The sequence below is a fragment of the Janthinobacterium tructae genome, assembly GCF_006517255.1.
Taxonomy (GTDB): Bacteria; Pseudomonadota; Gammaproteobacteria; order Burkholderiales; family Burkholderiaceae_D; genus Janthinobacterium; species Janthinobacterium tructae.
In genome coordinates, this window is the sequence record NZ_CP041185.1 from 5,173,923 (window position 1) to 5,200,879 (window position 26,957).

20 protein-coding genes, 2 tRNA genes, 3 rRNA genes and 1 riboswitch are annotated in these 26,957 nt (G+C 60.8%); of the genes, 8 read left to right on the forward strand and 17 right to left on the reverse strand.

Annotation, left to right across the window (positions count from 1 at the left end; genetic code table 11):
- Positions 1-16 precede the first annotated feature (16 nt).
- From FJQ89_RS22780 to FJQ89_RS22790, 3 genes are all read right to left on the reverse strand, one after another.
- On the reverse strand, positions 17-886 hold the full coding sequence (locus FJQ89_RS22780; protein WP_141172945.1) for a prepilin peptidase: 870 nt from the start codon (positions 884-886) through the stop codon (positions 17-19).
- A 106-nt stretch (positions 887-992) separates the two neighbouring features.
- Complete coding sequence (locus tag FJQ89_RS22785) at positions 993-2,189, reverse strand: type II secretion system F family protein (RefSeq protein ID WP_141171812.1); 1,197 nt, start codon at positions 2,187-2,189, stop codon at positions 993-995.
- Positions 2,190-2,262: 73 nt separating this feature from the next.
- Complete coding sequence (locus tag FJQ89_RS22790) at positions 2,263-3,735, reverse strand: DHA2 family efflux MFS transporter permease subunit (protein ID WP_205704521.1); 1,473 nt, start codon at positions 3,733-3,735, stop codon at positions 2,263-2,265.
- A gap of 207 nt (positions 3,736-3,942) precedes the next feature.
- On the opposite strand from FJQ89_RS22790, the gene FJQ89_RS22795 reads away from it, so the two are divergent.
- A complete protein-coding gene (locus FJQ89_RS22795) occupies positions 3,943-5,097 on the forward strand; it encodes a hypothetical protein (protein WP_141171813.1) in 1,155 nt (384 codons plus the stop codon).
- Positions 5,098-5,165: 68 nt separating this feature from the next.
- Here the strand turns inward: FJQ89_RS22795 and FJQ89_RS22800 are convergent, their stop codons facing one another.
- The 13 genes from FJQ89_RS22800 to cobT form a co-directional block, all read right to left on the reverse strand.
- A complete protein-coding gene (locus FJQ89_RS22800; protein ID WP_141171814.1) occupies positions 5,166-6,620 on the reverse strand; it encodes a cobyric acid synthase in 1,455 nt (484 codons plus the stop codon).
- Positions 6,617-7,414: an ABC transporter substrate-binding protein gene (locus FJQ89_RS22805; protein ID WP_141171815.1), complete on the reverse strand. Its 798-nt coding sequence runs from the start codon at positions 7,412-7,414 to the stop codon at positions 6,617-6,619. Before FJQ89_RS22805 ends, FJQ89_RS22800 begins: the two co-directional genes overlap by 4 nt.
- Positions 7,411-8,322 (reverse strand): cobalamin-binding protein, encoded by a 912-nt coding sequence (locus tag FJQ89_RS22810; protein ID WP_141171816.1) that lies wholly within the window; start codon positions 8,320-8,322, stop codon positions 7,411-7,413. Before FJQ89_RS22810 ends, FJQ89_RS22805 begins: the two co-directional genes overlap by 4 nt.
- Positions 8,319-9,305, reverse strand: a complete 987-nt coding sequence (gene cobD / locus FJQ89_RS22815; RefSeq protein ID WP_141171817.1) for a threonine-phosphate decarboxylase CobD — start codon at positions 9,303-9,305, stop codon at positions 8,319-8,321. Before cobD ends, FJQ89_RS22810 begins: the two co-directional genes overlap by 4 nt.
- Positions 9,298-10,251 (reverse strand): adenosylcobinamide-phosphate synthase CbiB, encoded by a 954-nt coding sequence (cbiB, locus tag FJQ89_RS22820; protein WP_141171818.1) that lies wholly within the window; start codon positions 10,249-10,251, stop codon positions 9,298-9,300. Before cbiB ends, cobD begins: the two co-directional genes overlap by 8 nt.
- Complete coding sequence (cobU, locus tag FJQ89_RS22825) at positions 10,245-10,811, reverse strand: bifunctional adenosylcobinamide kinase/adenosylcobinamide-phosphate guanylyltransferase (protein ID WP_141171819.1); 567 nt, start codon at positions 10,809-10,811, stop codon at positions 10,245-10,247. Before cobU ends, cbiB begins: the two co-directional genes overlap by 7 nt.
- Positions 10,812-10,818: 7 nt before the next feature.
- A complete protein-coding gene (gene cobO / locus FJQ89_RS22830; protein ID WP_141171820.1) occupies positions 10,819-11,451 on the reverse strand; it encodes a cob(I)yrinic acid a,c-diamide adenosyltransferase in 633 nt (210 codons plus the stop codon).
- 1 nt (position 11,452) lies between these two features.
- Entirely contained in the window at positions 11,453-12,220 is a 768-nt protein-coding gene (locus FJQ89_RS22835) for an ABC transporter ATP-binding protein (protein WP_141171821.1), read from the reverse strand.
- Positions 12,217-13,242, reverse strand: a complete 1,026-nt coding sequence (locus tag FJQ89_RS22840) for a FecCD family ABC transporter permease (RefSeq protein ID WP_141171822.1) — start codon at positions 13,240-13,242, stop codon at positions 12,217-12,219. The genes FJQ89_RS22835 and FJQ89_RS22840 overlap by 4 nt, the downstream gene beginning before the upstream one ends.
- An 85-nt stretch (positions 13,243-13,327) precedes the next feature.
- Positions 13,328-15,199 carry a TonB-dependent receptor domain-containing protein gene (locus FJQ89_RS22845; protein WP_141171823.1) on the reverse strand — a complete coding sequence of 624 codons (1,872 nt, stop codon included), beginning with the start codon at positions 15,197-15,199 and terminating at the stop codon, positions 13,328-13,330.
- A gap of 127 nt (positions 15,200-15,326) precedes the next feature.
- Positions 15,327-15,566, reverse strand: a riboswitch (cobalamin riboswitch).
- A 44-nt stretch (positions 15,567-15,610) separates the two neighbouring features.
- A complete protein-coding gene (locus FJQ89_RS22850; RefSeq protein WP_141171824.1) occupies positions 15,611-16,165 on the reverse strand; it encodes a histidine phosphatase family protein in 555 nt (184 codons plus the stop codon).
- A gap of 1 nt (position 16,166) precedes the next feature.
- Positions 16,167-16,973, reverse strand: coding sequence for an adenosylcobinamide-GDP ribazoletransferase (locus FJQ89_RS22855; protein ID WP_141171825.1), 807 nt, complete (start codon positions 16,971-16,973; stop codon positions 16,167-16,169).
- Between the two features lie 4 nt (positions 16,974-16,977).
- Positions 16,978-18,018, reverse strand: coding sequence for a nicotinate-nucleotide--dimethylbenzimidazole phosphoribosyltransferase (cobT, locus tag FJQ89_RS22860; RefSeq protein ID WP_141171826.1), 1,041 nt, complete (start codon positions 18,016-18,018; stop codon positions 16,978-16,980).
- 501 nt (positions 18,019-18,519) lie between these two features.
- On the opposite strand from cobT, the gene FJQ89_RS22865 reads away from it, so the two are divergent.
- From FJQ89_RS22865 to rrf, 5 genes are all read left to right on the forward strand, one after another.
- A 16S ribosomal RNA gene (locus tag FJQ89_RS22865) occupies positions 18,520-20,050 on the forward strand.
- A gap of 100 nt (positions 20,051-20,150) precedes the next feature.
- Positions 20,151-20,227: transfer RNA gene (locus FJQ89_RS22870), tRNA-Ile, on the forward strand.
- Positions 20,228-20,294: 67 nt separating this feature from the next.
- Positions 20,295-20,370: transfer RNA gene (locus FJQ89_RS22875), tRNA-Ala, on the forward strand.
- A gap of 235 nt (positions 20,371-20,605) precedes the next feature.
- Positions 20,606-23,493, forward strand: a 23S ribosomal RNA gene (locus FJQ89_RS22880).
- 137 nt (positions 23,494-23,630) lie between these two features.
- Positions 23,631-23,743: ribosomal RNA gene (gene rrf / locus FJQ89_RS22885) — 5S ribosomal RNA — on the forward strand.
- The 16S, 23S and 5S rRNA genes sit together here with 2 tRNA genes alongside, the layout of an rRNA operon.
- Before the next feature lie 217 nt (positions 23,744-23,960).
- Here the strand turns inward: rrf and uraH are convergent.
- Positions 23,961-24,314 (reverse strand): hydroxyisourate hydrolase, encoded by a 354-nt coding sequence (gene uraH, locus FJQ89_RS22890; RefSeq protein WP_071079294.1) that lies wholly within the window; start codon positions 24,312-24,314, stop codon positions 23,961-23,963.
- 121 nt (positions 24,315-24,435) lie between these two features.
- Here uraH and puuE point away from each other — a divergent pair, with 121 nt between their 5' ends.
- Positions 24,436-25,389 carry an allantoinase PuuE gene (gene puuE / locus FJQ89_RS22895; RefSeq protein WP_141171827.1) on the forward strand — a complete coding sequence of 318 codons (954 nt, stop codon included), beginning with the start codon at positions 24,436-24,438 and terminating at the stop codon, positions 25,387-25,389.
- A 99-nt stretch (positions 25,390-25,488) separates the two neighbouring features.
- Entirely contained in the window at positions 25,489-26,955 is a 1,467-nt protein-coding gene (gene xdhA / locus FJQ89_RS22900; protein ID WP_141171828.1) for a xanthine dehydrogenase small subunit, read from the forward strand.
- Positions 26,956-26,957 lie beyond the last annotated feature (2 nt).

Here is a 26,957-nt window from a genome sequence, read left to right on the forward strand (position 1 = left end):
CGCAGTGCCGCACCGGTCAGCCGGTCAGACCCTGCGTGAGGCGCGACAGGGGCGCGCCGTACAGCAGCGCTATCAGGCCCGCCGCCGCCAGGTAGGGGCCGAACGGAATCGGTTTGTCGCGCCCGCGCCTGGCGAAGACGATCAGGCCGATGCCGACCACGGCGCCGACCAGCGACGACAACAATATGATGGTCGGCAGCATGGTCCAGCCCAGCCAGGCACCGAGCGCCGCCAGCAATTTGAAGTCACCATAGCCCATTCCCTCCTTGCCTGTCGCCAGCTTGAAGGCCCAGTACACGGCCCACAGCGCCAGGTAGCCAGCGGCCGCGCCGATGACGGCGTCCTGCAGGGGCACGAAGGTGCCATTGATGTTGACCAGAAGACCTGCCCACAGCAGGGGGAAGGTCAGGTCGTCGGGCAGCATTTGCGTGTCGGCATCGATGAAGGTCATGGCGATCAGCAGCCAGGCAAACACGAGCGTGGCCAGGCCCGTCCAGCCGCTGCCGAAGTGCCAGATCAACAGGGCCGACAGCGCGCCCGTCAGCAGCTCGACCAGCGGATAGCGCGCCGAGATGGGGGCCTTGCAGGCGCTGCACTTGCCGCGCAGCAGCAGGTAACTGATGACGGGGATGTTTTCCATGGCCGTGATGCGGTGGCCGCAAGCGGTGCAGTTCGAATGCGGCAGCATCAGGTTGTAGCGGTCCGTATGCGGCAAGGGCTGGCCGCTTTCTTCCGCCACATAATTATCGGATTCGCGCTGCATCATTTTCGGTACGCGGTGGATCACCACGTTGAGGAAACTGCCGACGATCAGGCCGAACAGGGCGGCGACGAGGGCGACGGGCAAATTGCCGGGAGCGGCGAACAGCAGGGTATCTTGCAGCATGGTGGATGGGTCTGAGGTGATGATGTTGCCGCGCAAACATTGCCTGGCACTGCCGCAGTGTAAAACATCTGCCAACACATGGGGACGTTTTGCGCAGGGTGATTTATCAAATCACCGCGCCCAGCTTGAAAATCGGCAAATACAGGGCGATCACCAAGGCGCCGACCAGCACGCCCAGCACCACTATCAGCGCCGGTTCCAGCAGCGCGGAAAGGGTGGCCACCGTGGCATCGATGTCCGCCTCGATGATCTCGGCCGCACGCGACAGCATGGCGTCGAGCGCGCCCGATTCCTCGCCGATCAGGGCCAGTTGCGTCAGCAGCGGGGGGAACACGCCGCTGTGCTCCATGGCCAGGGCCAGGCTGCCGCCGGCGCGGATTTCACGCTCGATGCGCGTCGTCGCTTCCTGGTACAGCGCGTGGCCGGAGGCGGCGCCCACCAGGCCGAGCGAGTCGAGCAGCGGCACGCCGGCGGCAAACATGGCGGCCAGGGTGCGCGTCCAGCGCGCGATCGCCGCCTTGCGCAACAGTGTGCCGAAGACGGGCAGGTGCAATGCCCGCAGCTGCGTGTTGCGCCGCAAGGCGGGCCAGCGGCGCCAGGCCAGGTGCAGCAGCAGGCAAGCGAGCAGGAGCGCCGCCAACAGAGCCAGCCAGTAGCGGACAACAAAAGCGGATAAATCCATGACGACCAGGGTGGGCAGCGGCAAGGGCGCGCCGAAGCTGTCGAAGACCTGGCGGAAGGCGGGCACGACCACGCTCATGATGATGGCCGTGACAGCGATGGCGACGAGCACGATGAGCAGCGGATACATCAGCGCGCCGCGCACTTGCCGCCGCAGGGCGATGGCCTTTTCCTGGTGCGTGGCCAGGCGCGCCAGCAAGTCCTGCACGATGCCCGCCTGTTCGCCTGCCGCCAGCAGCTTGCAGTACAGCTCGTCAAACAGCAGCGGGAACTGGCGAAAGGCCTGCTGCAGGCTGCTGCCCGCTTCGATGGCCTGGCGCAAGTCGCGCATCAGCTCCGTGATCGCGGGTTTGGCGTGGCCCTTGCCGGCGATGTCGAAGGCGTGCAGCAGCGGCACGCCGGCCGCCATCATGGTCGACAGCTGGCGCGTGAACAGCGCGATATCCTTGCGCGTGATGGCTTTGCCGGGCGCGGCGCGCACAGCCTGCACACGGGTGGCCAGGATACCCTGGCGCCGTAGCGCACCCTTCGCAGTGCTGGCGTCGGCGGCGCGCAAGATGCCATCGACCGCCTGGCCATGACGGTCCGTGCCCTTCCATGTAAAGCGCCGCTCGGCCGCCATGTGCACCTCCTGCCGTCACGGTAGCAGCGTCAGGAAAAAGTACCAGCGGCGCTGGCGGCAAGCTTGATGTGGCTCAGCCTTTGGTGGTTTGCACTTCCGTCTGCACAAGGGCCTGGGCTTTCACGTCGGACGCCTCTTCCTCGTCGCTGTCGGAGCCCTTGCTGATGCTTTCTCCATCGTCGCGGCGCAAGGTCCAGAAGGTCAGCGAGGACAGCACCGTCAGGGCAGCCAGGGTCAAAAAGGTGTGGTGCAGGGCGGTGCTGAGCATGGCGCGGTCCGACTGCGGCATGTCGCCCAGGTACCAGCCCGTGATCAGCGAACCGAAGGCCAGGCCAAAGCTCATCGACAGTTGCTGCATCGAGCTGGCGATGGTGCTGGCCATGCTGGAGTCGGTCTTGTCGACATCGGCATACGCGATGGTGTTCATGCTGGAAAATTGCAGCGAATTGAAAAAGCCCATGCACAGGCTGATGCCGACGATCACGTACAGCGGCGTGCCCGCACCCACCTGCGAAAACATGGCGATGGTGATGCCGATCAGCACGGTGTTGACGATCAGCACCTGGCGGTAGCCGAAGCGGGCCAGCACGCGCGCGGAAATGAATTTCATGCCCATGGCCGCCGCCGCCGACGGCATCATCAGCAAGCCCGACTGCCAGGCGGGCAAGCCCAGGCCCAGCTGGTACAAGAGCGGCAAGAGAAAGGGCAGGCCGCCCACGCCCAGGCGCGTGACGAAGCCGCCCACCACGGAGACGCGGAAGGTGCGGATCTTGAACAGGGTCAGGCGCAGCAGCGGGTGCAGCACTTCGCTCGAATGCCAGGCATACGCGGCCAGCAGGCTGATGGAAATGAACAGCAGCACGGCAAACGAGGTGGCATCGATGCGATGTTCGCCGAAAATTTCCAGCAGCCACGACAGCAGCGCGATGCCCGTGCCGAACAGCACCAGGCCGATCAGGTCCAGCGGACGCGGTTTGTCGCCGTAGTAATCGGGCATGTAGCGGTGCGCCAGGTACAGCGCTGCCAGGCCGACGGGCACGTTGACAAAGAAAATCTCGCGCCACGACAGCCAGTGCACGATCAGCCCGCCCACCGTGGGCCCCAGCAGTGGGCCGATCAGGGCGGGGATGATGACGAAATTCATGGCTGCCAGCAATTGTGACTTGGGAAAGGTGCGGATGATGGTGAGCCTGCCCACCGGCATCATCATGGCCGCGCCCACCCCTTGCAGCAGGCGCGCGGCCACCAGCATGGGGGCATTCACGGACAGGCCGCACAGGATGGAGGCGAGGGTGAAGATGGCAACGGCGGCGGAAAATACGCGCCGCGTGCCGAAGCGGTCGGCCATCCAGCCGCTGATGGGAATGCACACGGCCAGGCTCAGGATGTAGCTGGTGACGACGGCCTTCAGGCTCAGCGGCGTCACATGCAGGCTGGCGGCCATGGCGGGGATGGCGGTGTTGACGATGGTGGAGTCGAGTTGCTCCATGAACAGGGCGGTGGCGACCACCCAGGGAAGGTAGCTTTTAATCGGGGAACTGGTCATGGGTGCGAGCCTGAGGAGGAAGAACGGAGCCGACAGTACGATGAATTGTCACATAAATGGCGCCTGCGTGCCGCCCGCGCCCGTCATTCTGGCAGCGTGCGGGGGGCGGCGTCCATGGAACATTTGTTCCATGGCAATAGATTGCGGGCAAGGCTAGCATGTGTTCCTGGCAGCTCCGGCCTCCTCTTTTTCCGAAAGTCACACCACATGAAAAATGCACTTACGTTCCTTGTCCTGGGCGCTGCCCTGTCCGCATGCGGTGGCGGCAGCGATGGCGGTACGCCGGAAGCACCGGTCACACCACCTGTCGTGGTCACGCCTCCCGTCGTCCCAGCCGACAGCGTGACGGTGGCATCGGAAGCCGTGGCGAAAGAGGCTGGCCTGACTGTCATTGCCGGTGCCAGTGCTGACGAAAGCGTGTATGACGTGGCCGCCGATATCGGCGACACCTGGCGCATCACGTTTGACAGCGTCAAGAAAACCTATGCCATCCGTGTCCTGTCGACGCAGTTCGGCTTGAGCGACCGCAGCGGCACGTTCAGCGCTACCACCACCGGCAATCTGACCACCTACACGGCAACAGATTTCAGCGTTACCGTCGATGCACGCACGCGTCTGCTGTCGGGCAATATCAAATTGGGTAACATGGTCTCGACCGTCAGCGGCAGCGGCTATGCGGTGGGTGATGTGGCCAAGCTGGCCGGCAACTATATTTTCCTGGGGGCCATGCGCAATGCTTCCAACGGCGCTTTTCCTTTCCATCCGAAAGGCAGTCTCAAGATTGCAGCCGACGGAGCGGCCCAATTGTGCAATGGCGGCGTGTTCAACGCGCAAGGCGTGTGCTCTGCGGTATCGCCGCAGCTGGAAGCGGAAAACGCCAGCCTGACCCTGGTCAAGGATGCAAAGACCGGTTTGCTCGTCGCCCGCCAGGGTGGCCAGGACTTCGGCATCGTGCACGTGCACTCCGGGGACCGCGGGCTGGCGCTGTTCATCGACCGCTACGGCCGCAACCAGGAAAACGTCCTGCGCGTGGGCACCATCGTGGCGGCCAAACAGCAGAAGATCGGCACGGAACTCAATGGCAGCTATGCCTGCGCGGCGTCGGGCATCAGCGCGAACATCGTCGTTGCCGGCAGCACCGCCACCCTGACGAATAACACGACCGGCAAGACGCATGCGGAAACCATCACCGTCAACAAGCTGGGCCTGGGCGCGCAAGCCGTCGATTTCGATGGCGTCGCCGTGTTCAAGGACCCGGCCGATGTGCCGGCCGATTATTCGATGTTCATGCCCGTGTCGTCGAGCATGGCAGTCGAGTTTTCGACCGACCGTTCGTACATGGGCATGTGCCTGAAAAAATAGCCGCTAGCGTTTGATCTGATCCAGCAAGTAGGTCGGGTTAGCCGGTACGGCGTAACCCGACATCCCCATCAGCGTGGCAATCGTTCCAGTGCATCCAGCAGAGGCAGCGCCGCGTCGGCGATGCGCTCCAGGCTGGCCTCGCGCAGGGCGGCGGTGTCCACCGTGTGGCCGGAGTCCAGCCCCGCCCAGCGCAGCAGCGCCGAACATGCGGCGGGCGTGTCGAACATGCCGTGCAAATAGCTGCCCAGGATTTGCCCGTCGCCCGATACGGCCCCCTCGGGCCGTCCATCGATCATGAACGCCGGCTGCCGCAGGGCGGCGCCGTGCGAGACGCCCATGTGGATTTCATAGCCTGCCACGCGCGCATCGTCCGCGCCGGAAAACGCGCAGTGCCCTGCCACCTGTTGCAGGCGCTTTTCCGCCGTCAGTTCAGTCACCATGTCGAGCAGGCCCAGTGCCTTTGACTCTCCTGCCGCGCCTTCCACGCCCAGCGGGTCGCACACGCTTTGCCCTAGCATCTGGAAGCCGCCGCAGATGCCCAGCACCTTGCCGCCGTAGCGCAGGTGCTTCGCCAGATAGGCGGGCCAGCCCTGCTGCTGCAGCCAGGCCAGGTCGCCGCGCGTGTTCTTGCTGCCTGGCAGGATCACCAGGTCGGCCGGCGGAATCGGCTGTCCTTGTTGGATGAATTGCAGGTCGATGCCGGGATGGGCGCGCAGCGCGTCGACATCCGTGTGGTTGCTGATGCGCGGCAGTTGCGGTACCAGCACCTTGAAGGCGCCCCGTTCGGCCTGCGTCGCTTCGACGGCGTCCTCCGCGTCGAGGAACAGGCCTTGCAGGTAGGGCAGCACGGCCAGTACGGGCTTGCCAGTTTGCTGCTCCAGCCAGTCGATGCCGGGTTGTAGCAGCGAGATGTCGCCGCGGAAGCGGTTGATGACAAAGCCGAGGATGCGCGCGCGCTCGCTGTCGGACAAACACGCCAGGGTGCCGATGATGTGCGCGAAGACGCCGCCCCGGTCTATGTCGGCCACCAGGATCACGGGACAGTCGACGGCTTCCGCAAAGCCCATGTTGGCGATGTCGCGCGCACGCAGGTTGACTTCGGCGGGGCTGCCGGCGCCTTCGACGATGACGGCGGCATATTGCTGGCGCAGTCGCGCGTACGATTCGAGCACGGCGCCCATGGCGATGGTCTTGTATTGCTGGTAGTCGCGCGCATCCATCTCGGCGCGCACCTTGCCATGGATGATCACCTGCGCGCCCGTGTTCGACGACGGTTTTAACAGTACCGGGTTCATGTCGGTGTGCGGCGCGATGCCGCAGGCCAGTGCCTGCAAGGCTTGCGCGCGGCCGATTTCTCCGCCGTCCGCCGTCACGGCGCTATTCAATGCCATGTTTTGCGGCTTGAACGGTGCTACCGTCACGCCGCGGCGCATCAACAATCGGCACAGGGCTGCAACGACGGTGCTCTTGCCCGCATCGGACGTCGTGCCTTGCACCATCAGGGTGGGGAAGGGGGTGTTCATGGCTGGCGCTCCTGCCATTGCGCGATGATGTCGCTGATCCGGCGTAACCCCTCTGTGATGGCGGCCGGACCGGGCGAGAGGATGTCGGGCGACTTGATCTCGAACAGCATCTGGTTTTTCACGGCGGGAATCGCATCCCAGCCCGGGCGTGCCGCCAGTTGCGCGGGCTGGAATTTCTTGCCGCACCAGCTGGCGATGATGATGTCGGGCGCGCGCCGCACCACGGCGCAAGGATCGGCGATGATGCGCTCTTTCGCACCCGGGTGGGCGGACAATTCCGGGAAGGCGTCCGTGCCGCCGGCGATGTCGATCAATTCCGCCGCCCAGCCGATGCCGCTCATCAGGGGATCATTCCACTCTTCAAAGTACATCACGGGCTTGCGCGTCCAGGCGGCGGCGCGGGCCCGGGCGGCGGTGATGTCCGCGCGCAGGCTGGCGATCAGTTCGCGGCCGGCGTCCTCGCGCTGCACCAGCGCCGCCAGTACGGCGATCATGCGCAGGATGCCGTCTACCGTGCGCTGGTTGAACTGGTGTACTTCGATGCCGGCCTTGACCAGGTCGCGGCAGATATCGGCCTGCATGTCGCAAAAGCCGATCACGAGATCCGGTTTCACTGCCAGTATGCGTTCCAGGTTCGTCGACGAAAAGCCGCTGATCTTGGTCTTTTCCTCGCGTGCGCGGGGAGGGCGCACGGTGAAGCCGGAAATGCCTGCGATGACGTCTTCGGCACCCAGCGCATACAGCGTTTCCACGGCTTCCGTCGACAGGCAGGCGATGCGCTGGTAGTGACTCATGGCGCCGTCTTGGCTGCGGGAGCGCTGCGGCGCTGGCGGGCCACCTCCAGCTGTTCGCACATGGCGGCCGTGCCTTCGATCATGCGCGGGCCGGCGCGGTTCAGCAGGTCGCCATTCAGGCGGAACAGATTATTCTTGCGCACGGCCGTCATCGAGGGGAAGGCGCGCCACATGGCCAGGCCGCCTTCGCTGCGCGGATCGCTTTTTTCGCTGGTGCCGAAGATGGCTTCCGGATCTTCCTGCAGCACGCCTTCCGGCGTGACGACGGGCGCCACCACCTTCATCGCGGCAAAGATATTCTGCGCGCCGCATACGCGCATGGAGTCGCTGATGATGCTCGCGCCGCTCAAGGTGTACAGGGGCTTGTCCCACACCTGGTAAAACACGCGCACGGGCGGGCGCTGCGCATACTGGGCCGTCAGGCTGGCCAGTTTGGCGCGCAGCTGCGCGGCGGCCGGCTTGGCGACTTTTTCCGTGCCCATCAGCTGGCCCAGGCGTTCCATGCTGTCCGGGATGTCGGCCAGCTTGCGCGGCTCGCTGTGATAAATCGGCACCTTCAGCTGGCGCAGCATGGCGATCTGGCGCTCGGCGCTGCCATGCATCCACACGACGATCAGGTCCGGCTTCATGGCGATGATACGCTCCATGTCGTACTGGCGGTTGTCGCCTACCTGCGGGATTTTCTTGGCCGCTTCCGGATAGTCGCTATAGCTGACGACACCGGAAATTTTCTCGCCGCCACCGGCTGCGAACAGCAGCTCCGTGACGTGCGGCGCCAGCGCCAGGATGCGCTGCGCGGGCCTGGCCAGGGTGACGGCATTGCCATCGTCATCGCGTACGGTGATGGCGGCGTGCGCCTGGGTCGAGATCAGTCCCGCCAGCAGCAGTGCTGTTTTCAAGTGGTTCATAGCTTCTTCCATGTGGTGAGTGCCTGTTCCAGCTGGAGCCAGGCGTCTTCGTTCGGCGGCAAACCCAGGCGGATGCCGTAGGCGGCGTGGCGGAACAGGCGCACCCAGATTCCCTGCTGGGCCATATGGTGCCAGAAGGCTTCGGCGTCTTCTTCCGGCCACCATTGAAACAGCGCGCAACCGCCGCTGACGATGCCGTGGCTGGCGAGCAGCTGGCGCAGGCGTTCGCCTTCTTCGCGCAGGCGCAGGCGCATCGCATCCTGCCAGCGCGCGTCGGTCAGCGCGGCCAGGGCCACTTGCTGCGCCGGGCCGCTGACGGTCCATGGCCCCAGCATGTCGGCCAGCTTGCTGAGCAGCTCGGGATGGGCGGCGACAAAGCCCAGGCGCAGTCCCGCCAGGCCGAAGAATTTTCCGACCGAGCGCAGCACGATGAGTCCAGGCTGGCCCGCGTGCGGTCCCAGGCCGGCTTGCGCCTGCGTGTCGCCAAACGCTTCATCGACCACCAGCCAGCCGCCGCGCTGGGCCAGTCTGTTTGCCCAGTCCAGCAGCACCTCGGGCGCGATGTGCGCGCCGGTGGGGTTGTTCGGGTTGCAGACAACCATCACGTCGCAGCTGTCCACCGCATTGGCCAGCTGCGCATACGGTACATGCCGCAAGCTGTGGCCATGCTGGCCCCAGTGGTGCGCGTGTTCCGCGTATGAGGGCGCGGCGACGACCACGCAGGATGGCGCGCGCAGCCGGGGCAATGCCTGGATGGCCGCCTGCGTGCCGGCCACCGGCAGCATGGCTGGCGCGTGATAGTAGGCACAGGCGGCGGCAGCCAGCGCCGGGTTGCTTTCCGGCAGACGGTGCCAGGCGCTGGCGCTGCTGGCGGGCACGGGATAGCCGTGCGGATTGATGCCGGTCGACAGGTCGATCCAGTCGGCCAGTGGTCGTCCATATTCGCGCGCGGCGTCGCGCAGGTTGCCGCCATGTTCAAGCAAGGTATTTCCCCCGCAGGTAATACAGCCCGGCCAGCAGCGTCACCCAGATCAGCCACAGCACGGCCGTTTCTGCCACCAGGCGCCAGGCGCGGTCAATGTCGCGCGCTTCGGCCGGACGGCCGGTGCCCAGCGGCGGGCGGCGTTCCAGCTCGCCGTCGTAGATGGCGTCGCCACCCAAGGCCAGGCCCAGGGCGCCGGCGCCGCTGGCCATCACGGGCCCCGCGTTCGGGCTGCCCCAGCTGGGGGCCTGGCTGCGCCAGCAGTGCCAGGCGCGCTGCTTGTCCGCCATGGTCTTGCCCAGCAAGACGTAGGACAGGGCCGTCAGGCGCGCCGGCAGGTAATTCAATATGTCGTCGATGCGCGCGGCGCAACAGCCGAACCAGTCGTAGCGTTCGTTGCGGTAGCCCCACATGGCGTCGAGGGTATTGGCCAGCCTGAATAGCACGGCGCCGGGGCCGCCTGCCACGGCAAACCAGAACAGGGTGCCGAAGACGGCATCGTTGCCGTTTTCCAGCAGGGATTCCGTGCTGGCCTTGGCCAGGCTGGCCGCATCGGCGTTGGCCGTGTCGCGGCTGACGATGCGCGCCGTCAGCAGGCGCGCGTTGTCCAGGTCATCCATGGCCAGGGCATCGGCGATCGGTTGATTGTGGTCGCGCAGGCTGCGCAAGCCGAGGCACAGATACAGCAGGAAGACATGCAGGGCCGCACCGGCCAGGCCGCACAGCCACCAGGCGGCATAGCTGATCGGCAGTACGGCCAATACCCACGCCAGCGCGCCGCGCAGAAAACGCCCACGGCCCCGGTTCAGCAGGCGTTCGAGCGCGCTGGCGATGCGGCCAAAGCCCACCAGCGGATGGCAGCGGCGCGTCTCGCCCAGGATCAGATCGAGCAGCACGCCGGCCGTCATCAGGCCTGCCAGCATGGGCAGCGACAAGCCGCTCAGCATGGGGCGCCTTTCAGGTGCAGCGGCAGGCCGGCGGCGACAAACACGGCCCTGTCGCAGATGGCTGCCACGGCCTGGTTCAGACGGCCCGCTTCATCGGTGAAGCAGCGCGAGATGGCGCCGTAGGGCACGATGCCCATGCCCACTTCGTTCGAGACGAGAACAAGGTCGCAGCCGGTGTCTTCGATTTCGGCCAGCGCGTACAGCAGGTGCGCGCGCTCGCTGTGGAACAGTTCGGGCAGGGCGATGTCACCCACGTCCGGATAGGTTTCGCCACTGGAAAACATCAGATTCGTCAGCCACAAGGTCAGGCAGTCGACCAGCAGCAGGCGCCCGGGCAGTGCTTCCCGCAGGATGGCGTCGCCCAGGCGCAGCGGTTCTTCCAGTGTCGCCCACTCGGCCGGGCGCTGCGCACGGTGGTGCCTGACGCGCGTGGCCATCTCCTCATCGCCCGCCTGGGCGGTGGCGATATACACGATTTCCTTGCCCGACTCGCGGGCCAGCTTTTCCGCATAGGCGCTCTTGCCGGAACGGGCGCCGCCGAAGACCAGGGTGCGCGTCATGGCGCTGCTACCACTCGGTGCCGGCTTGCGCGCCGATGCCGGCCGCATATGCATGCTTGACGACAGCCATTTCGGTGACGGTGTCGGCGATGGCGATCAATTCGTCCGGCGCGCCACGGCCCGTGATGACCACGTGCTGCATCGCCGGGCGTTCCAGCAGGTCGGCGATGACTTTATGTACGTCGAGGTAGTTGTACTTGAGGGCGATATTGAGTTCGTCGAACAGCACCAGGCCGTAGCTGGGGTCGGCCAGGAAGGTCTTCGCCTGCTCCCATGCCAGTTCGGCTTTTTCGATGTCGCGTTCGCGGTTCTGCGTTTCCCAGGTATAGCCTTCACCCATCGCATGAAAACTGATTTCGTCGGGGAAGCGGCGCAGGAATTTTTCTTCGCCGGTCGACATGGCGCCCTTGATGAATTGCACCACGCCCACTTTCATGCCGTGGCCCATGGCGCGGATGGCCATGCCGAAGCCGCTCGAACTCTTGCCTTTGCCATTGCCCGTGTTGACGATGATGATGCCGATTTCCTTGTCGGCCTTGGCGATGGCCGCGTCGATGATGGCCTTCTTGCGCTCCATGCGCACGCGGTGGCGTTCGTTGATCGCTGCGGTGTCCGCGTCGATGGTCTTGTTGTCGCTCATGTCAGTCCTCTTTCGGTATGAATATCTTGCGTTTGCCGTGGGCTATGATCTCGATCGGGTGGCCCAGGTAGTCGCCCAGGATGGATGCCTGCATCACCTCTGCCACGGGGCCGGCCAGCCAGCCGCCATCGCCCATCAGCAGCAGCGCATGGGTCGAGACGCTGTGTGCCAGGTTCAGGTCATGGCCTACCATCACCACGGTTTTATTCTGTTCGCGGCACAGCTTCGACAGCAGGCCCATGACGCTGACCTGGTGCGCCAGGTCCAGCGCATTGGCCGGTTCGTCCAGCAGCAGCAAGGGCGTATCCTGCGCCAGCATGGCGGCAATCGCCACGCGCTGGCGTTCGCCGCCGGACAGGCTGCGCACGTCGCGCTCGGCCAGGTGTTCCACTTCCATCGATGCCAGCGCCGCCAGGGCGATGCGCTGGTCGTCGCTGCCTTCCCAGTAATGGTTGTCGTGATACGGGTGGCGCGCCGACAGCACGGTTTCAATGACGCGGTACGAGAATGCATCGTGGCGCGCTTGCGCCAGGAAGGCCCGTTCACGCGCCAGCTCCTCCAAAGGCCAGTCGACCAGGGCGCGGCCTTGTATGGTCACGTGGCCCGCATCGGGTTCGCGCAAGCCGGCCAGCGCGCGCAGCAAGGTGCTCTTGCCCGCGCCATTGCGGCCGATCACGCTCCAGCATTCGCCATCCTTGATGTGCCAGGTGAGGTTTTCCACCAGGCAGCGCGTGCCTGCTTTCAGGCTGAGTTGGTTGGTGTGTATCATGTGCGGCGCAATCGATGGAGCTGGTACAGGAAGACGGGCGCGCCTATCATGGCCGTGACGACGCCAACGGGCAGCTGCAACGGTGCCAGCACGGTACGCGCCAAGGTATCGGCCAGTACCAGGAAGGTGCCGCCGGCCAGCGCGGCGGCCGGTATCAGCAGGCGATGATCGGGGCCGCAGGCAAAGCGCAGCGCATGCGGCACGATCAGGCCGACAAAACCCACGCTGCCGGCACTGGTGACGGCGCTGGCCGTGAGCAGGCCGGAACAGAAGAACAGTCCCTTGCGCAACGCGCCCACGCGCACGCCCAGGGTGCTGGCCGCTTCCGCGTGCAGGGCCATGACGTTCAGCGAGCGCGCGCTGCGCAGCGCAAAGACCAGGGCGCCGGCCAGGACCAGCCAGGGCATCAGCCGCGCGGGCGCGCCGGCCAGGTCGCCGATCATCCAGAACACCATGCTGCGCAAGCGGCTTTCAGGGGCAATCGACAGCATCAGGGTGACGATGGCCATGCAGGCCGAGGCCAGGATCACGCCCGTCAGCAGCAAGAGCGAGGCGCCGCCTTCGGCCGCCGTGCCGCCGCGCAGGTCGCGGCGGGCAAAGAAATACAGCAGCATGGACACGCCGACGGCGCCGGCAAAGGCGGCCGCGTCGACCACCCACAGCGCGCACATGAACAGCAGCGCGGCCAGCGCGCCGACGGAGGCGCCGGCGGAAATGCCCAGCACATACGGGTCGGCAAGGGGATTGCGCAGCAGCGCCTGCATCATGACGCCGGCCAGCGACAGCGCTGCGCCGGTGACAAACGCGGTCAGCGCGCGGCCCAGGCGCAGGTCGAGCAGGGTGGCGGCGAGGGTATCGGTCTTGCCCTGCATCACATGGAACAGGGCGGACGGCAGGTCGGCGAGCGGAATCGCAATCGAACCGATCATGCCGGAGAAAATCAGGCTGGCAATTGCGCACACGATCAGCACCGTGAGGATCACAGTGGCGCGGTGGCGCATGTTGCGGAAAAATGGGTGCATGTACTGCCTTAAAAACGGGGACTGCAGAACTGCATCTGCGGGCGACGGCATGCCATCGCCCGCAGCTTACATCATTACGACGGGGTTATTTCATGCCGTAGCGTACGCCGACGAAGACTTTCGAGCCGGGTGTCGCGTAGAAGCGCGCCAGTTCGTAATCCTTGTTGGCGATGTTGTTCCAGCGCGCCAGCACCGACCAGTCGCGGGTGAACTGGTAGGTGGCGTACAGATTGACCAGGCCATATCCGCCCAGGACGTTCTTGTTGGCGGCATCATCGAAACGCTTGCCCGACAATTGCCACTCGGCGCCCGACGTCAGCGCGCCAGCCGTGTAGTCGACGGCGAAGTTGGCGTGCTGCTTGGCGCGGCGTACCAGTTGCTTGTCCTTGGTTTCATCGCGCGGGTCTTGCAGGTCGATGTTGCCGCTGACGTTGAAAGCGCCGAACTTGCGTGCGCCAGCAATCGTCAGGCCTTCCAGCAGCGCCTTGTTGACGTTGTAGGCGCAGCCGTAGCCGGTGAACAGCGGATCGGGACAAGGCGAGGTATTCACCAGCAGGTCGCTGACCTTGTTGTGGTAATAGCTGGCGCTCAGTTTCGACACGCCGTCGTCGTAGCGCAGACCCACTTCGGCGTTGCGGCCCTGTTCCGGATTGTTCGTCGCCAGGCCATAGCCCGGGTAGTACAGCTCATTGAAGGTCGGTGCGCGGAAGCTGGTGCCGTAGCTGGCGTTGGCGCGTAATGCGTTGGTGATGCGGTAGCCGTAGGCGACGCTGCCCGTGTTGTGCGTGCCGAATGCCGAGCTGTCATCACGGCGGCCGCTGATGCTGACCAGGTGCGCGCCGCGTACCAGGTTGTACGATGCAGCGAAGGATTTGGTATGGCGTGCGCCCGTGACTTCGGGCGTGGTGCTCGATGTGACATCTTCATCGCGGTAGCCGGCCAGCAGTTGCAGGTTGTCGCGGCCGAAGCGGATGTCATTTTGCCAGGTCAGGTCGGTCTGCTTGGTGTTGATCTGGCTCTTGCTCCACGAATCGGTGCCACCATCATTACCGGCCTTGTCACGCGCTTCCGCATAACGCAGTTCACTGGTCCAGTTGGGCAGGAATTCGTTCTTCGTGAAGACGGAGACGTTTTCCAGTTTCTCGTTGCTGCGTGCATCGTAGCCAGGACCGGCGTCATACTGCGCTTTCAGTTCGCTATTCAGGAATGTCAGGCCCACTTCATGGCCTTTGGCCATCTGATAGCCGAACTGGCCGCTGAAGCTTTCCTTGTCGTAGCCGTCTTTGTCTGGATTGTAGGTGTATTCAGGCGATGCACCGAGCTTCGAGGCCGAGAAACCATCCGATTTTTCCTTGCCAGCTGCCAGCGCATAGCTGAAGCTGTTCGGACCAGCGGTGGAGCCGGCCACTTGCGCTTCGACCTGGCGCGTGTTGTTGCTGCCGTAACCGGCGAATGCGGAGACGCGCGTGGCGCCGTCGCCTTTTTTCGTGAAGATCTGGATCACGCCGCCGATGGCGTCCGCACCGTACATGGTGCTCAGTGGACCATAGACGATTTCAATATGATCGATGCTGGAAAGGGGCAAGGCGCTCCAGTTGGCCGTGCCCAGGGTGGACGAGCCAATGCGCACACCATCAACCAGCACGATATTCTGGTTGCTGTTCGCACCGCGAATGAATACGCTGGCCGCAGTGCCTGCGCCGCCGTTGCGCGCCACTTCAATGCCGCGTTGTTTTTGCAACAGGTCGACAATCGAGCTGGCGCCAGAACGCGCGATGTCTTCCGAGCTGATGGTCTGCGTATCGCTCAAGACTTCGCTCAGGTGTTGCGGGTAGCGGCTGGCGGTGACGACGATCGGATCGAAGGTATCTGGCGTGGCTTGGGCGAAAGCGGCAGGCGCGGCAATGGCTAGCGCGAGCGACGTGAGGGCCGCGTGGCGGGAAACAGCATGGGTCATGATAATTTTCAGTAAGTAATATGCAACCAGCCGACGTCCCCGTAGGCCAGATTGAACAGAAGTGGGAACTGAAGATGACGATCGAAGATGGCCATGGGCCATTCGGATCGCGAACATCCCCGTTCGCACACTTCCACCTGTCCTGGCCGGTATCCGGGCTGGCAAGTACCGCTATCCCACCTTCCCATGCTCGATGAGCAAGCACAGTGGTTGTCAGAGATAGCTTGTCGCCCGCTTCCTGTCGGGAGGGGCGACACTTGCTTACCGTTGCGGGGGCAGCACACGCTCGCCGCGGGAGCGGCATCGTGTTTCCCGTTTAACTGCGCTCATGGACATGAGCGCGGGCACCAAAACCCCGCCATTATACGTGCAGCAGGCGTAGACTGAAATGGCTGGCTGGACGCTTCGAGATCAGAAATCGACGACGACCGTCGCGCCGTAGGCGATTTTGTGGGCGGAACGGGCGGCCAGCAGGGCGGTTTCTTCCAATGGCAGCCGGGCTTGCAGTGCCGACAGCAGGCGGATGGTGCCCGCGTGGCAGATGATGACTGCCGTTTCGTGTTGTTCACGCAACAGATCGCCTAAAAACGCATCGACGCGGGCGGCCATCGCCAGCACATTCTCACCTCCGCCGGGACGGTACCAGGCCAGATCGGCGGCCCAGGCATCGATGTCCGCGCGTGCAATCGCGTGCCAGGGCTGCATTTCCCACGCGCCGAAATCCATCTCGGCCAGCCGCGCGTCGAAGTGCAAGCCGCTGGAAGGCAAGTCTTGCGCCAATGCTGACGCCAGGCCGGCGCAGCGGCGCAGCGGGCTGGCATACAGCGGCACGCCGGCCGGCAGCGTTGCTTGCAGGCTGGCACGCGCCGAGGCCATTTCGTGCGACGCCACCGCCACGTCGCTGCGGCCATAGCAGGTGCCGCTGGTCACCTGCGGCGCGGGGTGGCGCACTAAAATCAGTCGCATGTTAATAGAAGCGTATGGGAGGCTGGAAGCTGGACAGGATGGCCAGGTAAATCGCCACTTCCGCCAGTTGCTGTACTGCGCCCAGGCAGTCGCCTGTGTAGCCTTGCAGGCGGCGCTGGCATTTGCGGCCCAGCCAGAATGCGACAGCTGCCGCCACCACGATGGCAAAGACCAGCGCAGCCCAGTCAAATATCCCCAGCACGCCGCAGGCGATGGCGGGCAACTGGGCGCAGACGGCGGCGATGATGAACTCTGCGGTAGTCATTTCTTGCGCCATCGGCTTGGCCTTGCCTTCGTCGCGCGCATAGTCCATGCCCCAGATCAGCGAGACGGCGGCCAGGCGAGACAAAGGATGGGCGATGAATAATGTCGCCACCAGCGTGGCAGGCGGCAGCGAAGCGAGCGCCGCGCATTTGATGGCCAGCAGGCAGATGATGCCGATGGCGCCATATGCGCCGATGCGCGAATCCTTCATGATTTCCAGTACCCGCTCGCGCGTCAGCCCACCGCCAAAGCCATCGCACATGTCGGCGAAGCCGTCTTCATGGAAGGCGCCCGTCAGATAAATGCCGGCGGCGACGGCCAGCAGCACGGCCACTGCCGAAGGCAGGAGCCAGCTGGCCAGCAGATACACTGCGCCGGAAATGGCCGCCACCACCACGCCGACCAGCGGGAAGTAGCGCGAGGCGTGCTGCAGCCAGGCCGGTTCGAAACCCACCCAGCGCGGGATAGGCAGGCGCGTGAAGAACTGCAGCGCAATGAAGAACAGGCGGCACTGATGGATTGCGGCGGAAACGGGATGGGTCATGGTCTTAGTCTGGCGTGGACTTTTCGCTGACCTGGGCCGAGGCGAAGGTCGCCATCTCGCGCATGAAGTTGACGGCCGCGTGCAGCAGCGGCAAGGCCAGGGCTGAACCCGTGCCTTCGCCGAGGCGCAAATCGAGATGCAGCAGCGGACGCGCGTCCAGGCTTGCCAGCAGCTGGCGGTGGCCGTTTTCATCGGAGCAGTGCGAAAACACGCAGTAATCGAGGATGGCCGGCTGCAGACGGGCCGCCACCAGCAAGGCGCTGCTGACGATGAAGCCGTCGATCAGCAAAATCATGCGCCGTTCGGCCGCTTTGAGCATGGCGCCTGCCATCATGGCGATCTCGAAACCGCCGAAGGTGGCCAGTACGTCGAGTGGCTCATTGACTGCCGCATGATGGGCGACGGCCGCTTCGATCACCTGCTGCTTGTGCAATATGCCTTCCTTTGACAGGCCGGTGCCGGCGCCCACACAATCGGCGACCGGTGTTTGCGTCAGCTTGTGCATCAGCGCGGCGGCGGCGGTGGTGTTACCGATACCCATTTCGCCAAAGCCAAGCACATTGCCATCGAGCGTGGCGGCCAGATCCATCCCCGCCTGCATGGCGGCGATGCACTGTTCCTTGCTCATGGCGGCTACGTTGGCAAAGTTGCGCGTGCCCGGGCCTTGCTTGCGGTCGAGCAAGCCTTCGCGCGGGCCGAAGTCGTGGTTGACGCCCGCATCTACTATATACAAGGCGCAATGGTTCTGACGGGCAAAGACATTGATGGCGGCGCCGTCGGCCAGGAAATTTTCCACCATTTGCCAGGTCACGCTTTGTGGATAGGCAGAAATGCCTTCGGCGACGACGCCATGGTCGGCCGCAAAAACGATGATGGCAGGCTGGTGTAGTGTCAGTTGCGTGCTTTGCTGGATCAGGCCGATCTGGCGGGCCAGCGTTTCCAGTAATCCCAGGCTGCCCAGCGGCTTGGTCTTGCTATTGATGGCATGTTCGAGTGCGCTGGCCAGTGCGGGATTGGCGGTGGGGGTGATGTGTGGGATAGGCATGAGAGTCAAAGTGGGTGAGGCAGGGGATTGTTGGCGCTACGATATCACACAGCAATATTTGCTCAGCTGCAAAATAGCCCTTGCGGGACGCGCAGCCCAAGGCTATAATTCGCCCCCTCGCTGAACGATGCATGCAAATGCTGAGTGAAGTGGGTAAAAAAGAAGGTTGACGAAATGCTGAAAAAGCTTCATACTCTTCCTTCTTCGCAGCTGACAAACACAACGCTTTGTCGATAGCGCGAAAGTAGCAAATAAGCAGTACCGAATACCGTTCTTTAACAATTAACAGTCGATAAGTGTGGGCATTTGATGTAAGTGCAGCGTCAATCTTCGGATTGGCGTCTAACTTAAAATATCAAATGTTCACAAGAAATAATGAAATAGGATACTTCTTCGGAAGTAGCCTGTCAGTTTTTTGAGTGAGCAAATCTTTTGTAATGCAAAAGATTTGGATGGTAGTGATACTGTCCGACCTGTCAGAAATGACATTAAACAGAGATTAAACTGAAGAGTTTGATCCTGGCTCAGATTGAACGCTGGCGGCATGCCTTACACATGCAAGTCGAACGGCAGCACGGAGCTTGCTCTGGTGGCGAGTGGCGAACGGGTGAGTAATATATCGGAACGTACCCTAGAGTGGGGGATAACGTAGCGAAAGTTACGCTAATACCGCATACGATCTAAGGATGAAAGTGGGGGATCGCAAGACCTCATGCTCGTGGAGCGGCCGATATCTGATTAGCTAGTTGGTAGGGTAAAAGCCTACCAAGGCATCGATCAGTAGCTGGTCTGAGAGGACGACCAGCCACACTGGAACTGAGACACGGTCCAGACTCCTACGGGAGGCAGCAGTGGGGAATTTTGGACAATGGGCGAAAGCCTGATCCAGCAATGCCGCGTGAGTGAAGAAGGCCTTCGGGTTGTAAAGCTCTTTTGTCAGGGAAGAAACGGTGAAAGCTAATATCTTTTGCTAATGACGGTACCTGAAGAATAAGCACCGGCTAACTACGTGCCAGCAGCCGCGGTAATACGTAGGGTGCAAGCGTTAATCGGAATTACTGGGCGTAAAGCGTGCGCAGGCGGTTTTGTAAGTCTGATGTGAAATCCCCGGGCTCAACCTGGGAATTGCATTGGAGACTGCAAGGCTAGAATCTGGCAGAGGGGGGTAGAATTCCACGTGTAGCAGTGAAATGCGTAGATATGTGGAGGAACACCGATGGCGAAGGCAGCCCCCTGGGTCAAGATTGACGCTCATGCACGAAAGCGTGGGGAGCAAACAGGATTAGATACCCTGGTAGTCCACGCCCTAAACGATGTCTACTAGTTGTCGGGTCTTAATTGACTTGGTAACGCAGCTAACGCGTGAAGTAGACCGCCTGGGGAGTACGGTCGCAAGATTAAAACTCAAAGGAATTGACGGGGACCCGCACAAGCGGTGGATGATGTGGATTAATTCGATGCAACGCGAAAAACCTTACCTACCCTTGACATGGCTGGAATCCTTGAGAGATCAGGGAGTGCTCGAAAGAGAACCAGTACACAGGTGCTGCATGGCTGTCGTCAGCTCGTGTCGTGAGATGTTGGGTTAAGTCCCGCAACGAGCGCAACCCTTGTCATTAGTTGCTACGAAAGGGCACTCTAATGAGACTGCCGGTGACAAACCGGAGGAAGGTGGGGATGACGTCAAGTCCTCATGGCCCTTATGGGTAGGGCTTCACACGTCATACAATGGTACATACAGAGCGCCGCCAACCCGCGAGGGGGAGCTAATCGCAGAAAGTGTATCGTAGTCCGGATTGTAGTCTGCAACTCGACTGCATGAAGTTGGAATCGCTAGTAATCGCGGATCAGCATGTCGCGGTGAATACGTTCCCGGGTCTTGTACACACCGCCCGTCACACCATGGGAGCGGGTTTTACCAGAAGTAGGTAGCTTAACCGTAAGGAGGGCGCTTACCACGGTAGGATTCGTGACTGGGGTGAAGTCGTAACAAGGTAGCCGTATCGGAAGGTGCGGCTGGATCACCTCCTTTCTAGAGTTTGCACGAATCAGGTAACTGATTCACGCATCAAATGTTCACACTTATCGGCTGTTTAATTAAGAAGAAACAGTAGTCGTAGTAGCACCGCGTTGGGGCTGTAGCTCAGCTGGTTAGAGCACCGTGTTGATAACGCGGGGGTCGTTGGTTCGAGTCCAACCAGCCCTACCAGTAAAAACAAACCCGGGGGTAAGGTGGACACTAGTCCAGCCAGACCTATCAGTATGTAACACACCCAGGGGGATTAGCTCAGCTGGGAGAGCACCTGCTTTGCAAGCAGGGGGTCGTCGGTTCGATCCCGTCATCCTCCACCAATACTTTGAAAGTGCAAACGTAAGCCGTCAGGTTTAGGTTTGATCTTTTAGCGATCAAAGCTGTTTCGTTCTTTAACAATCTGGAAGAAGTAAAGATTATTTATTGATCGGTTTGCCGTAAAACGCAAATCGATGGGTAATGATTGTATGTATCAACAAACAAGCAACAACGTTGTACTTTCTTATCCCTGTAGCGCTCTTTCATCATGCAAATGATGAGAGGCTAACGTTATAGGGACAAGCGAATAAGTGCACATGGTGGATGCCTTGGCGATTACAGGCGATGAAGGACGTAGTAGCTTGCGATAAGCTGCGGGGAGTGAGCAAACACACTTTGATCCGCAGATTTCCGAATGGGGCAACCCACCCTTTTAGGGTATTGCATACTGAATACATAGGTATGCAAGGCGAACGCGGCGAACTGAAACATCTAAGTAGCTGCAGGAAAAGAAATCAACCGAGATTCCCAAAGTAGCGGCGAGCGAAATGGGAAGAGCCTGTACGTGATAGTCGGACCGATAACAGAATCCTCTGGAAATAGGAGCCATAGTGGGTGATAGCCCCGTATGTGAAATCGGACCGGTGGTACTAAGCGTACGACAAGTAGGGCGGGACACGTGACATCCTGTCTGAATATGGGGGGACCATCCTCCAAGGCTAAATACTCGTAATCGACCGATAGTGAACCAGTACCGTGAGGGAAAGGCGAAAAGAACCCCGGAAGGGGAGTGAAATAGATCCTGAAACCGTGTGCATACAAACAGTAGGAGCGGACTTGTTCCGTGACTGCGTACCTTTTGTATAATGGGTCAGCGACTTACATTCAGTGGCAAGGTTAACCGCATAGGGAAGCCGTAGAGAAATCGAGTCCGAATAGGGCGATCAGTCGCTGGGTGTAGACCCGAAACCAAGTGATCTACTCATGGCCAGGATGAAGGTGCGGTAACACGCCCTGGAGGTCCGAACCCACTAATGTTGAAAAATTAGGGGATGAGCTGTGGGTAGGGGTGAAAGGCTAAACAAACTTGGAAATAGCTGGTTCTCTCCGAAAACTATTTAGGTAGTGCCTCAAGTATCACCATCGGGGGTAGAGCACTGTTATGGCTAGGGGTCATTGCGACTTACCAAACCATTGCAAACTCCGAATACCGATGAGTGCGAGCTTGGGAGACAGACGTCGGGTGCTAACGTCCGGCGTCAAGAGGGAAACAACCCAGACCGCCAGCTAAGGTCCCAAAGATTGGCTAAGTGGAAAACGAAGTGGGAAGGCTAAAACAGTCAGGATGTTGGCTTAGAAGCAGCCATCATTTAAAGAAAGCGTAATAGCTCACTGATCGAGTCGTCCTGCGCGGAAGATGTAACGGGGCTAAGCCAGTCACCGAAGCTGCGGATATTGTTCTGTGATTTATCACAGATATATATGGTAGGAGAGCGTTCTGTAAGCCTGCGAAGGTGTCTTGTAAAGGATGCTGGAGGTATCAGAAGTGCGAATGCTGACATGAGTAGCGATAATGGGGGTGAAAAGCCTCCACGCCGTAAGCCCAAGGTTTCCTGTTCAACGTTCATCGGAGCAGGGTGAGTCGGCCCCTAAGGCGAGGCAGAGATGCGTAGCTGATGGGAAGCAGGTTAATATTCCTGCACCGTCGTATGATGCGATGGGGGGACGGATCGCGGAAGGTTGTCCAACTGTTGGAATAGTTGGTTTTTGGCTCATAGAAGGCACTTAGGCAAATCCGGGTGCGGAATTCAAGGGGTTGAGACGAGTGCACTTGTGCATGAAGCAATCGGAAGTGGTTCCAAGAAAAGCCTCTAAGCTTCAGTCATACGAGACCGTACCGCAAACCGACACAGGTGGGCGAGATGAGTATTCTAAGGCGCTTGAGAGAACTCGGGAGAAGGAACTCGGCAAATTGGTACCGTAACTTCGGGAAAAGGTACGCCCCGGTAGCTTGACTGGTTTACTCCAGAAGGGTGAAAGGGTTGCAATAAACTGGTGGCTGCGACTGTTTAATAAAAACACAGCACTCTGCAAACACGAAAGTGGACGTATAGGGTGTGACGCCTGCCCGGTGCTGGAAGATTAAATGATGGGGTGCAAGCTCTTGATTGAAGTCCCAGTAAACGGCGGCCGTAACTATAACGGTCCTAAGGTAGCGAAATTCCTTGTCGGGTAAGTTCCGACCTGCACGAATGGCGTAACGATGGCCACACTGTCTCCTCCCGAGACTCAGCGAAGTTGAAATGTTTGTGATGATGCAATCTACCCGCGGCTAGACGGAAAGACCCCATGAACCTTTACTGTAGCTTTGCATTGGACTTTGAACCAATCTGTGTAGGATAGGTGGGAGGCTTTGAAGCGGGGACGCTAGTTCTCGTGGAGCCAACCTTGAAATACCACCCTGGTTTGTTTGAGGTTCTAACCTTGGTCCGTTATCCGGATCGGGGACAGTGCATGGTAGGCAGTTTGACTGGGGCGGTCTCCTCCTAAAGTGTAACGGAGGAGTTCGAAGGTACGCTAGATACGGTCGGACATCGTGTTGATAGTGCAATGGCATAAGCGTGCTTAACTGCGAGACTGACAAGTCGAGCAGGTACGAAAGTAGGACATAGTGATCCGGTGGTTCTGTATGGAAGGGCCATCGCTCAACGGATAAAAGGTACTCTGGGGATAACAGGCTGATTCCTCCCAAGAGTTCATATCGACGGGGAGTTTGGCACCTCGATGTCGGCTCATCACATCCTGGGGCTGTAGCCGGTCCCAAGGGTATGGCTGTTCGCCATTTAAAGTGGTACGTGAGCTGGGTTTAAAACGTCGTGAGACAGTTTGGTCCCTATCTGCCGTGGGCGTTGGAAATTTGAAGGGGGCTGCTCCTAGTACGAGAGGACCGGAGTGGACGTATCTCTGGTGTACCGGTTGTCACGCCAGTGGCATTGCCGGGTAGCTAAATACGGAAGAGATAACCGCTGAAAGCATCTAAGCGGGAAACTTGCCTTGAGATGAGATTTCCCAGAGCCTTGAGCTCTTTGAAGGGTCGTTCGAGACCAGGACGTTGATAGGCTGGGTGTGGAAGTGCAGTAATGCATTAAGCTAACCAGTACTAATTGCCCGTACGGCTTGTCCCTATAACCTTAGCAGGTACAGAGGATAAGACGGTACAACGTTGCGTGTTTGTTGATACTACTATTCATTACCCAATCTTTGCTTCTTCCGGATTCAGGCTTTGTCGCTCCACTGAGGACAAATGCCAGTACAAGTTATGCCTGATGACCATAGCAAGTTGGTCCCACCCCTTCCCATCCCGAACAGGACCGTGAAACAACTTTGCGCCGATGATAGTGCTGCAACCAGTGTGAAAGTAGGTTATCGTCAGGCTTGTTATTCGCAGTAGAGAAAAACCCGACCAGCAATGGTCGGGTTTTTTTTCGTCTGGTGGTTTTGTTTGCTGCTGGTGCTGGTGGTGGCTGTCGGCTTACGCGCGTTGCGCTAAGCCGACCTACGCCAACCTACGCCAACCTACGCCGACCTGCGGTCAGAGCCGGTAGGTCGGATTAGCGTAGCGTAATCCGACAACATTGTTGGCGTCGTGGCATCAGCTACCACGATAAGTGGAATACGACCACGGCGATACCACCAGCGGCACATGATAATTCTCATCCGTATGCGCAATGCCGAAGGCCAGGGTGACCAGGTCGATGAAGCGGGGCGAGGGCAGTTCCACGCCCTGGGCGGCGAAATAGTCGCCTGCGTTGAATACCAGTTCGTACTGGCCCGCTTTCATGCTGTCGCCTTCCAGCAAGGGTGAACTACAGCGGCCGTCGCTGTTCGTCATATCCATCTTCAATAACACTTTGCCTTCCGGCGCGACGGAAAACAGGGCCACCTTGACGCCGGCTCCCGGTCTGCCGTGGGCGATATCGAGTACATGCGTGCTGAGTTTTCCCATTTGCTATCCTGTATATAGGGTGAGTGAATGTGCTTATTGTGCAAATCATATACCGGCGACTGCGCCCGGCTATATGATTGGGCATATAGCCAACATTGTCCTCCTATAGGCGCGCCTCCGCATGAACAATTACGAACATTATCCACGCGACTTGATCGGCTATGGCCGCACGCCACCCCATCCGCAATGGCCGGGCAAGGCCCGCATCGCCCTGCAATTCGTTCTCAATTACGAGGAGGGGGCGGAAAACAACGTGCTGCATGGCGATGCCGCCTCGGAAACGTTTTTATCCGAAATGATCGGTGCGGCCGCATTCCCTGCGCGCCACCTGAGCATGGAGTCGATTTATGAATACGGTTCGCGTGCCGGATTGTGGCGCTTGCTGCGCATGTTCGAGGAGCGGCGCCTGCCGCTGACCGTGTTTGGCGTCTCGATGGCCTTGAAGCGCAACCCGGATGCGGTAGCCGCCTTTCAGCAACTGGGACATGAAATCGCCTGTCATGGATTGCGCTGGATTTCCTATCAAAACATGGATGAAGCGACGGAACGCGCACATATGCGCGAGGCCGTGCAGATCATCCGCGAATTGACGGGTTCCGCCCCGCAAGGCTGGTATACCGGGCGCGATTCACCCAATACGCGCAAACTGGTGGTCGAGCATGGCGGTTTCCGCTATGACGCCGATTATTATGGCGATGACCTGCCTTTCTGGGAAAAGGTGGCGTACACGGATGCCGCCGGTATGCCTGCCATGCAGCCGCAGCTGATCGTGCCTTACACCCTGGATACGAACGACATGCGTTTTGCCGCCATGCAGGGTTTCAATTCGGGCACGCAGTTTTTCGATTATCTGAAGGATGCCTTCGATGTGCTGTATGCGGAAGGCGATCCGAACGGCTTGAACCAGCCGAAGATGTTGTCCGTGGGCTTGCATTGCCGCCTGGTGGGGCGGCCGGGGCGGGCTGCGGCGCTGGCGCGCTTCCTCGACTATGTGCAGGGCCATGAGCAGGTGTGGATCACGCGCCGCATCGATATTGCCGAGCACTGGCATGCGAACCACCCCTATGGTGTTTGATGGGTATTGATATTGGATGATAAGTAAAATCAGTCTTTGCATATAGTTGTCCCATATGCCGGTGTTAATCTCCTATACTGGGACTATACCGAGGCCAGCATGTCAGAACCGATCCGCTTTTATTATCGTGGTGCCGTACAGGAAGTACGCAACGCCGCCCCTACGCAGACTGTGTTGCAGCACCTGCGCGAGGACTTGCATTGCACGGGCACCAAGGAGGGCTGCGCGGAAGGCGATTGCGGCGCTTGCACGGTGGTCATCGGCAGCCTGGTGGATGGCCAGGTCGAGATGAAGGCCGTCAACGCCTGCATCCAGCTCACGCCCACCCTCGACGGCAAGGCCCTGTTTACCGTGGAAGACTTGCAGCAGCCCGATGGCGCCTTGCACCCGGTGCAGCAGGCGATGGTCGAATGCCACGGTTCCCAATGCGGCTTTTGCACGCCCGGCTTTGTCATGTCGCTGTGGGGCATGTATCTGCAGAAAAACGGTGAGACGCCCACGCGCTGCGAAATCGACGATACGCTGTCGGGCAATCTGTGCCGCTGCACGGGTTACCGGCCCATCATCGATGCGGCCAGGCGCATGGGCGAACTGCCGCATGTCGCATTCGACCGCGATGCCCTGGTGCAGCAATTGCAGGGGTTGCAGCGCGCTAGCCTGAGCACTTATGAGCACGGCGGCCAGCACTTCCACGCGCCGCGCAGCATCGATGAACTGGTGGCGCTGCGCACGGCAAAGCCGCAAGCGTGCCTGCTGGCCGGTTCCACCGATGTGGGCCTGTGGGTCACCAAGCAATTGCGCGACCTGGGCGACATCATTTATCTGGGTAACGTTGCCGCGCTGAAAACCATCGCCATCGTTGACGGCAAGCTGCAGATTGGCGCCGGCGCCAGCCTGAACGATGCCTATGCGGCGCTGTGCGAGCATTATCCGCAAGAGTTGTCGGAATTGTGGCAGCGCTTTGCTTCCTTGCCGATCCGCAATGCCGGCACCCTGGGCGGCAATGTGGCCAATGGTTCGCCCATCGGCGACTCGATGCCGTGGCTGATTGCGCTGGGCAGCGAGATCGTGCTGCGCGGACTTGCCGGCCAGCGCATCATGCCGTTGGAAAATTTCTATCAAGGTTACCAAAAGAAAGATCTGCAGCCCGGTGAATTCGTCGAAGCTGTGCGCGTGCCCTTGTCGCGTGCCAATGTGCATTTTCGCACGTATAAACTGGCGAAACGCTTTGACCAGGATATCTCGGCCGTGTGCGCCGCGTTTGCCTTCCAGCTCGACGGCGAGCACATCATTGATGCGCGCATCGCCTTTGGCGGCATGGCGGCCACGCCGCAACGCGCCGCGCAAACGGAAGCGTTTCTGCGCGGACAAGCGTGGACGGAAGATAACCTCGTTATCGCCATGCGCTTGCTGGCCGACGACTACGCACCGCTGTCCGACATGCGCGCCTCGAATACCTATCGCATGACGACGGCGCAAAACCTGCTGCGCCGCTTCTGGCTGGAAACACGCTTCGGTGCGCCTTTGCTGCGCACTGCCATCAACGCCTACGCTTGCCGCGCTTGAAA

Coding starts and splice junctions, on each gene's coding strand:
- FJQ89_RS22780 (WP_141172945.1), bottom strand. CDS start 886: ATGCTGCAAGATACCCTGCTGTTCGCCGCTCCCGGCAATTTGCCCGTC.
- FJQ89_RS22785 (WP_141171812.1), bottom strand. CDS start 2,189: ATGGCGGCCGAGCGGCGCTTTACATGGAAGGGCACGGACCGTCATGGC.
- FJQ89_RS22790 (WP_205704521.1), bottom strand. CDS start 3,735: ATGACCAGTTCCCCGATTAAAAGCTACCTTCCCTGGGTGGTCGCCACC.
- FJQ89_RS22795 (WP_141171813.1), top strand. CDS start 3,943: ATGAAAAATGCACTTACGTTCCTTGTCCTGGGCGCTGCCCTGTCCGCA.
- FJQ89_RS22800 (WP_141171814.1), bottom strand. CDS start 6,620: ATGAACACCCCCTTCCCCACCCTGATGGTGCAAGGCACGACGTCCGAT.
- FJQ89_RS22805 (WP_141171815.1), bottom strand. CDS start 7,414: ATGAGTCACTACCAGCGCATCGCCTGCCTGTCGACGGAAGCCGTGGAA.
- FJQ89_RS22810 (WP_141171816.1), bottom strand. CDS start 8,322: ATGAACCACTTGAAAACAGCACTGCTGCTGGCGGGACTGATCTCGACC.
- cbiB (WP_141171818.1), bottom strand. CDS start 10,251: ATGCTGAGCGGCTTGTCGCTGCCCATGCTGGCAGGCCTGATGACGGCC.
- cobU (WP_141171819.1), bottom strand. CDS start 10,811: ATGACGCGCACCCTGGTCTTCGGCGGCGCCCGTTCCGGCAAGAGCGCC.
- cobO (WP_141171820.1), bottom strand. CDS start 11,451: ATGAGCGACAACAAGACCATCGACGCGGACACCGCAGCGATCAACGAA.
- FJQ89_RS22835 (WP_141171821.1), bottom strand. CDS start 12,220: ATGATACACACCAACCAACTCAGCCTGAAAGCAGGCACGCGCTGCCTG.
- FJQ89_RS22840 (WP_141171822.1), bottom strand. CDS start 13,242: ATGCACCCATTTTTCCGCAACATGCGCCACCGCGCCACTGTGATCCTC.
- FJQ89_RS22845 (WP_141171823.1), bottom strand. CDS start 15,199: ATGACCCATGCTGTTTCCCGCCACGCGGCCCTCACGTCGCTCGCGCTA.
- FJQ89_RS22850 (WP_141171824.1), bottom strand. CDS start 16,165: ATGCGACTGATTTTAGTGCGCCACCCCGCGCCGCAGGTGACCAGCGGC.
- FJQ89_RS22855 (WP_141171825.1), bottom strand. CDS start 16,973: ATGACCCATCCCGTTTCCGCCGCAATCCATCAGTGCCGCCTGTTCTTC.
- cobT (WP_141171826.1), bottom strand. CDS start 18,018: ATGCCTATCCCACACATCACCCCCACCGCCAATCCCGCACTGGCCAGC.
- uraH (WP_071079294.1), bottom strand. CDS start 24,314: ATGGGAAAACTCAGCACGCATGTACTCGATATCGCCCACGGCAGACCG.
- puuE (WP_141171827.1), top strand. CDS start 24,436: ATGAACAATTACGAACATTATCCACGCGACTTGATCGGCTATGGCCGC.
- xdhA (WP_141171828.1), top strand. CDS start 25,489: ATGTCAGAACCGATCCGCTTTTATTATCGTGGTGCCGTACAGGAAGTA.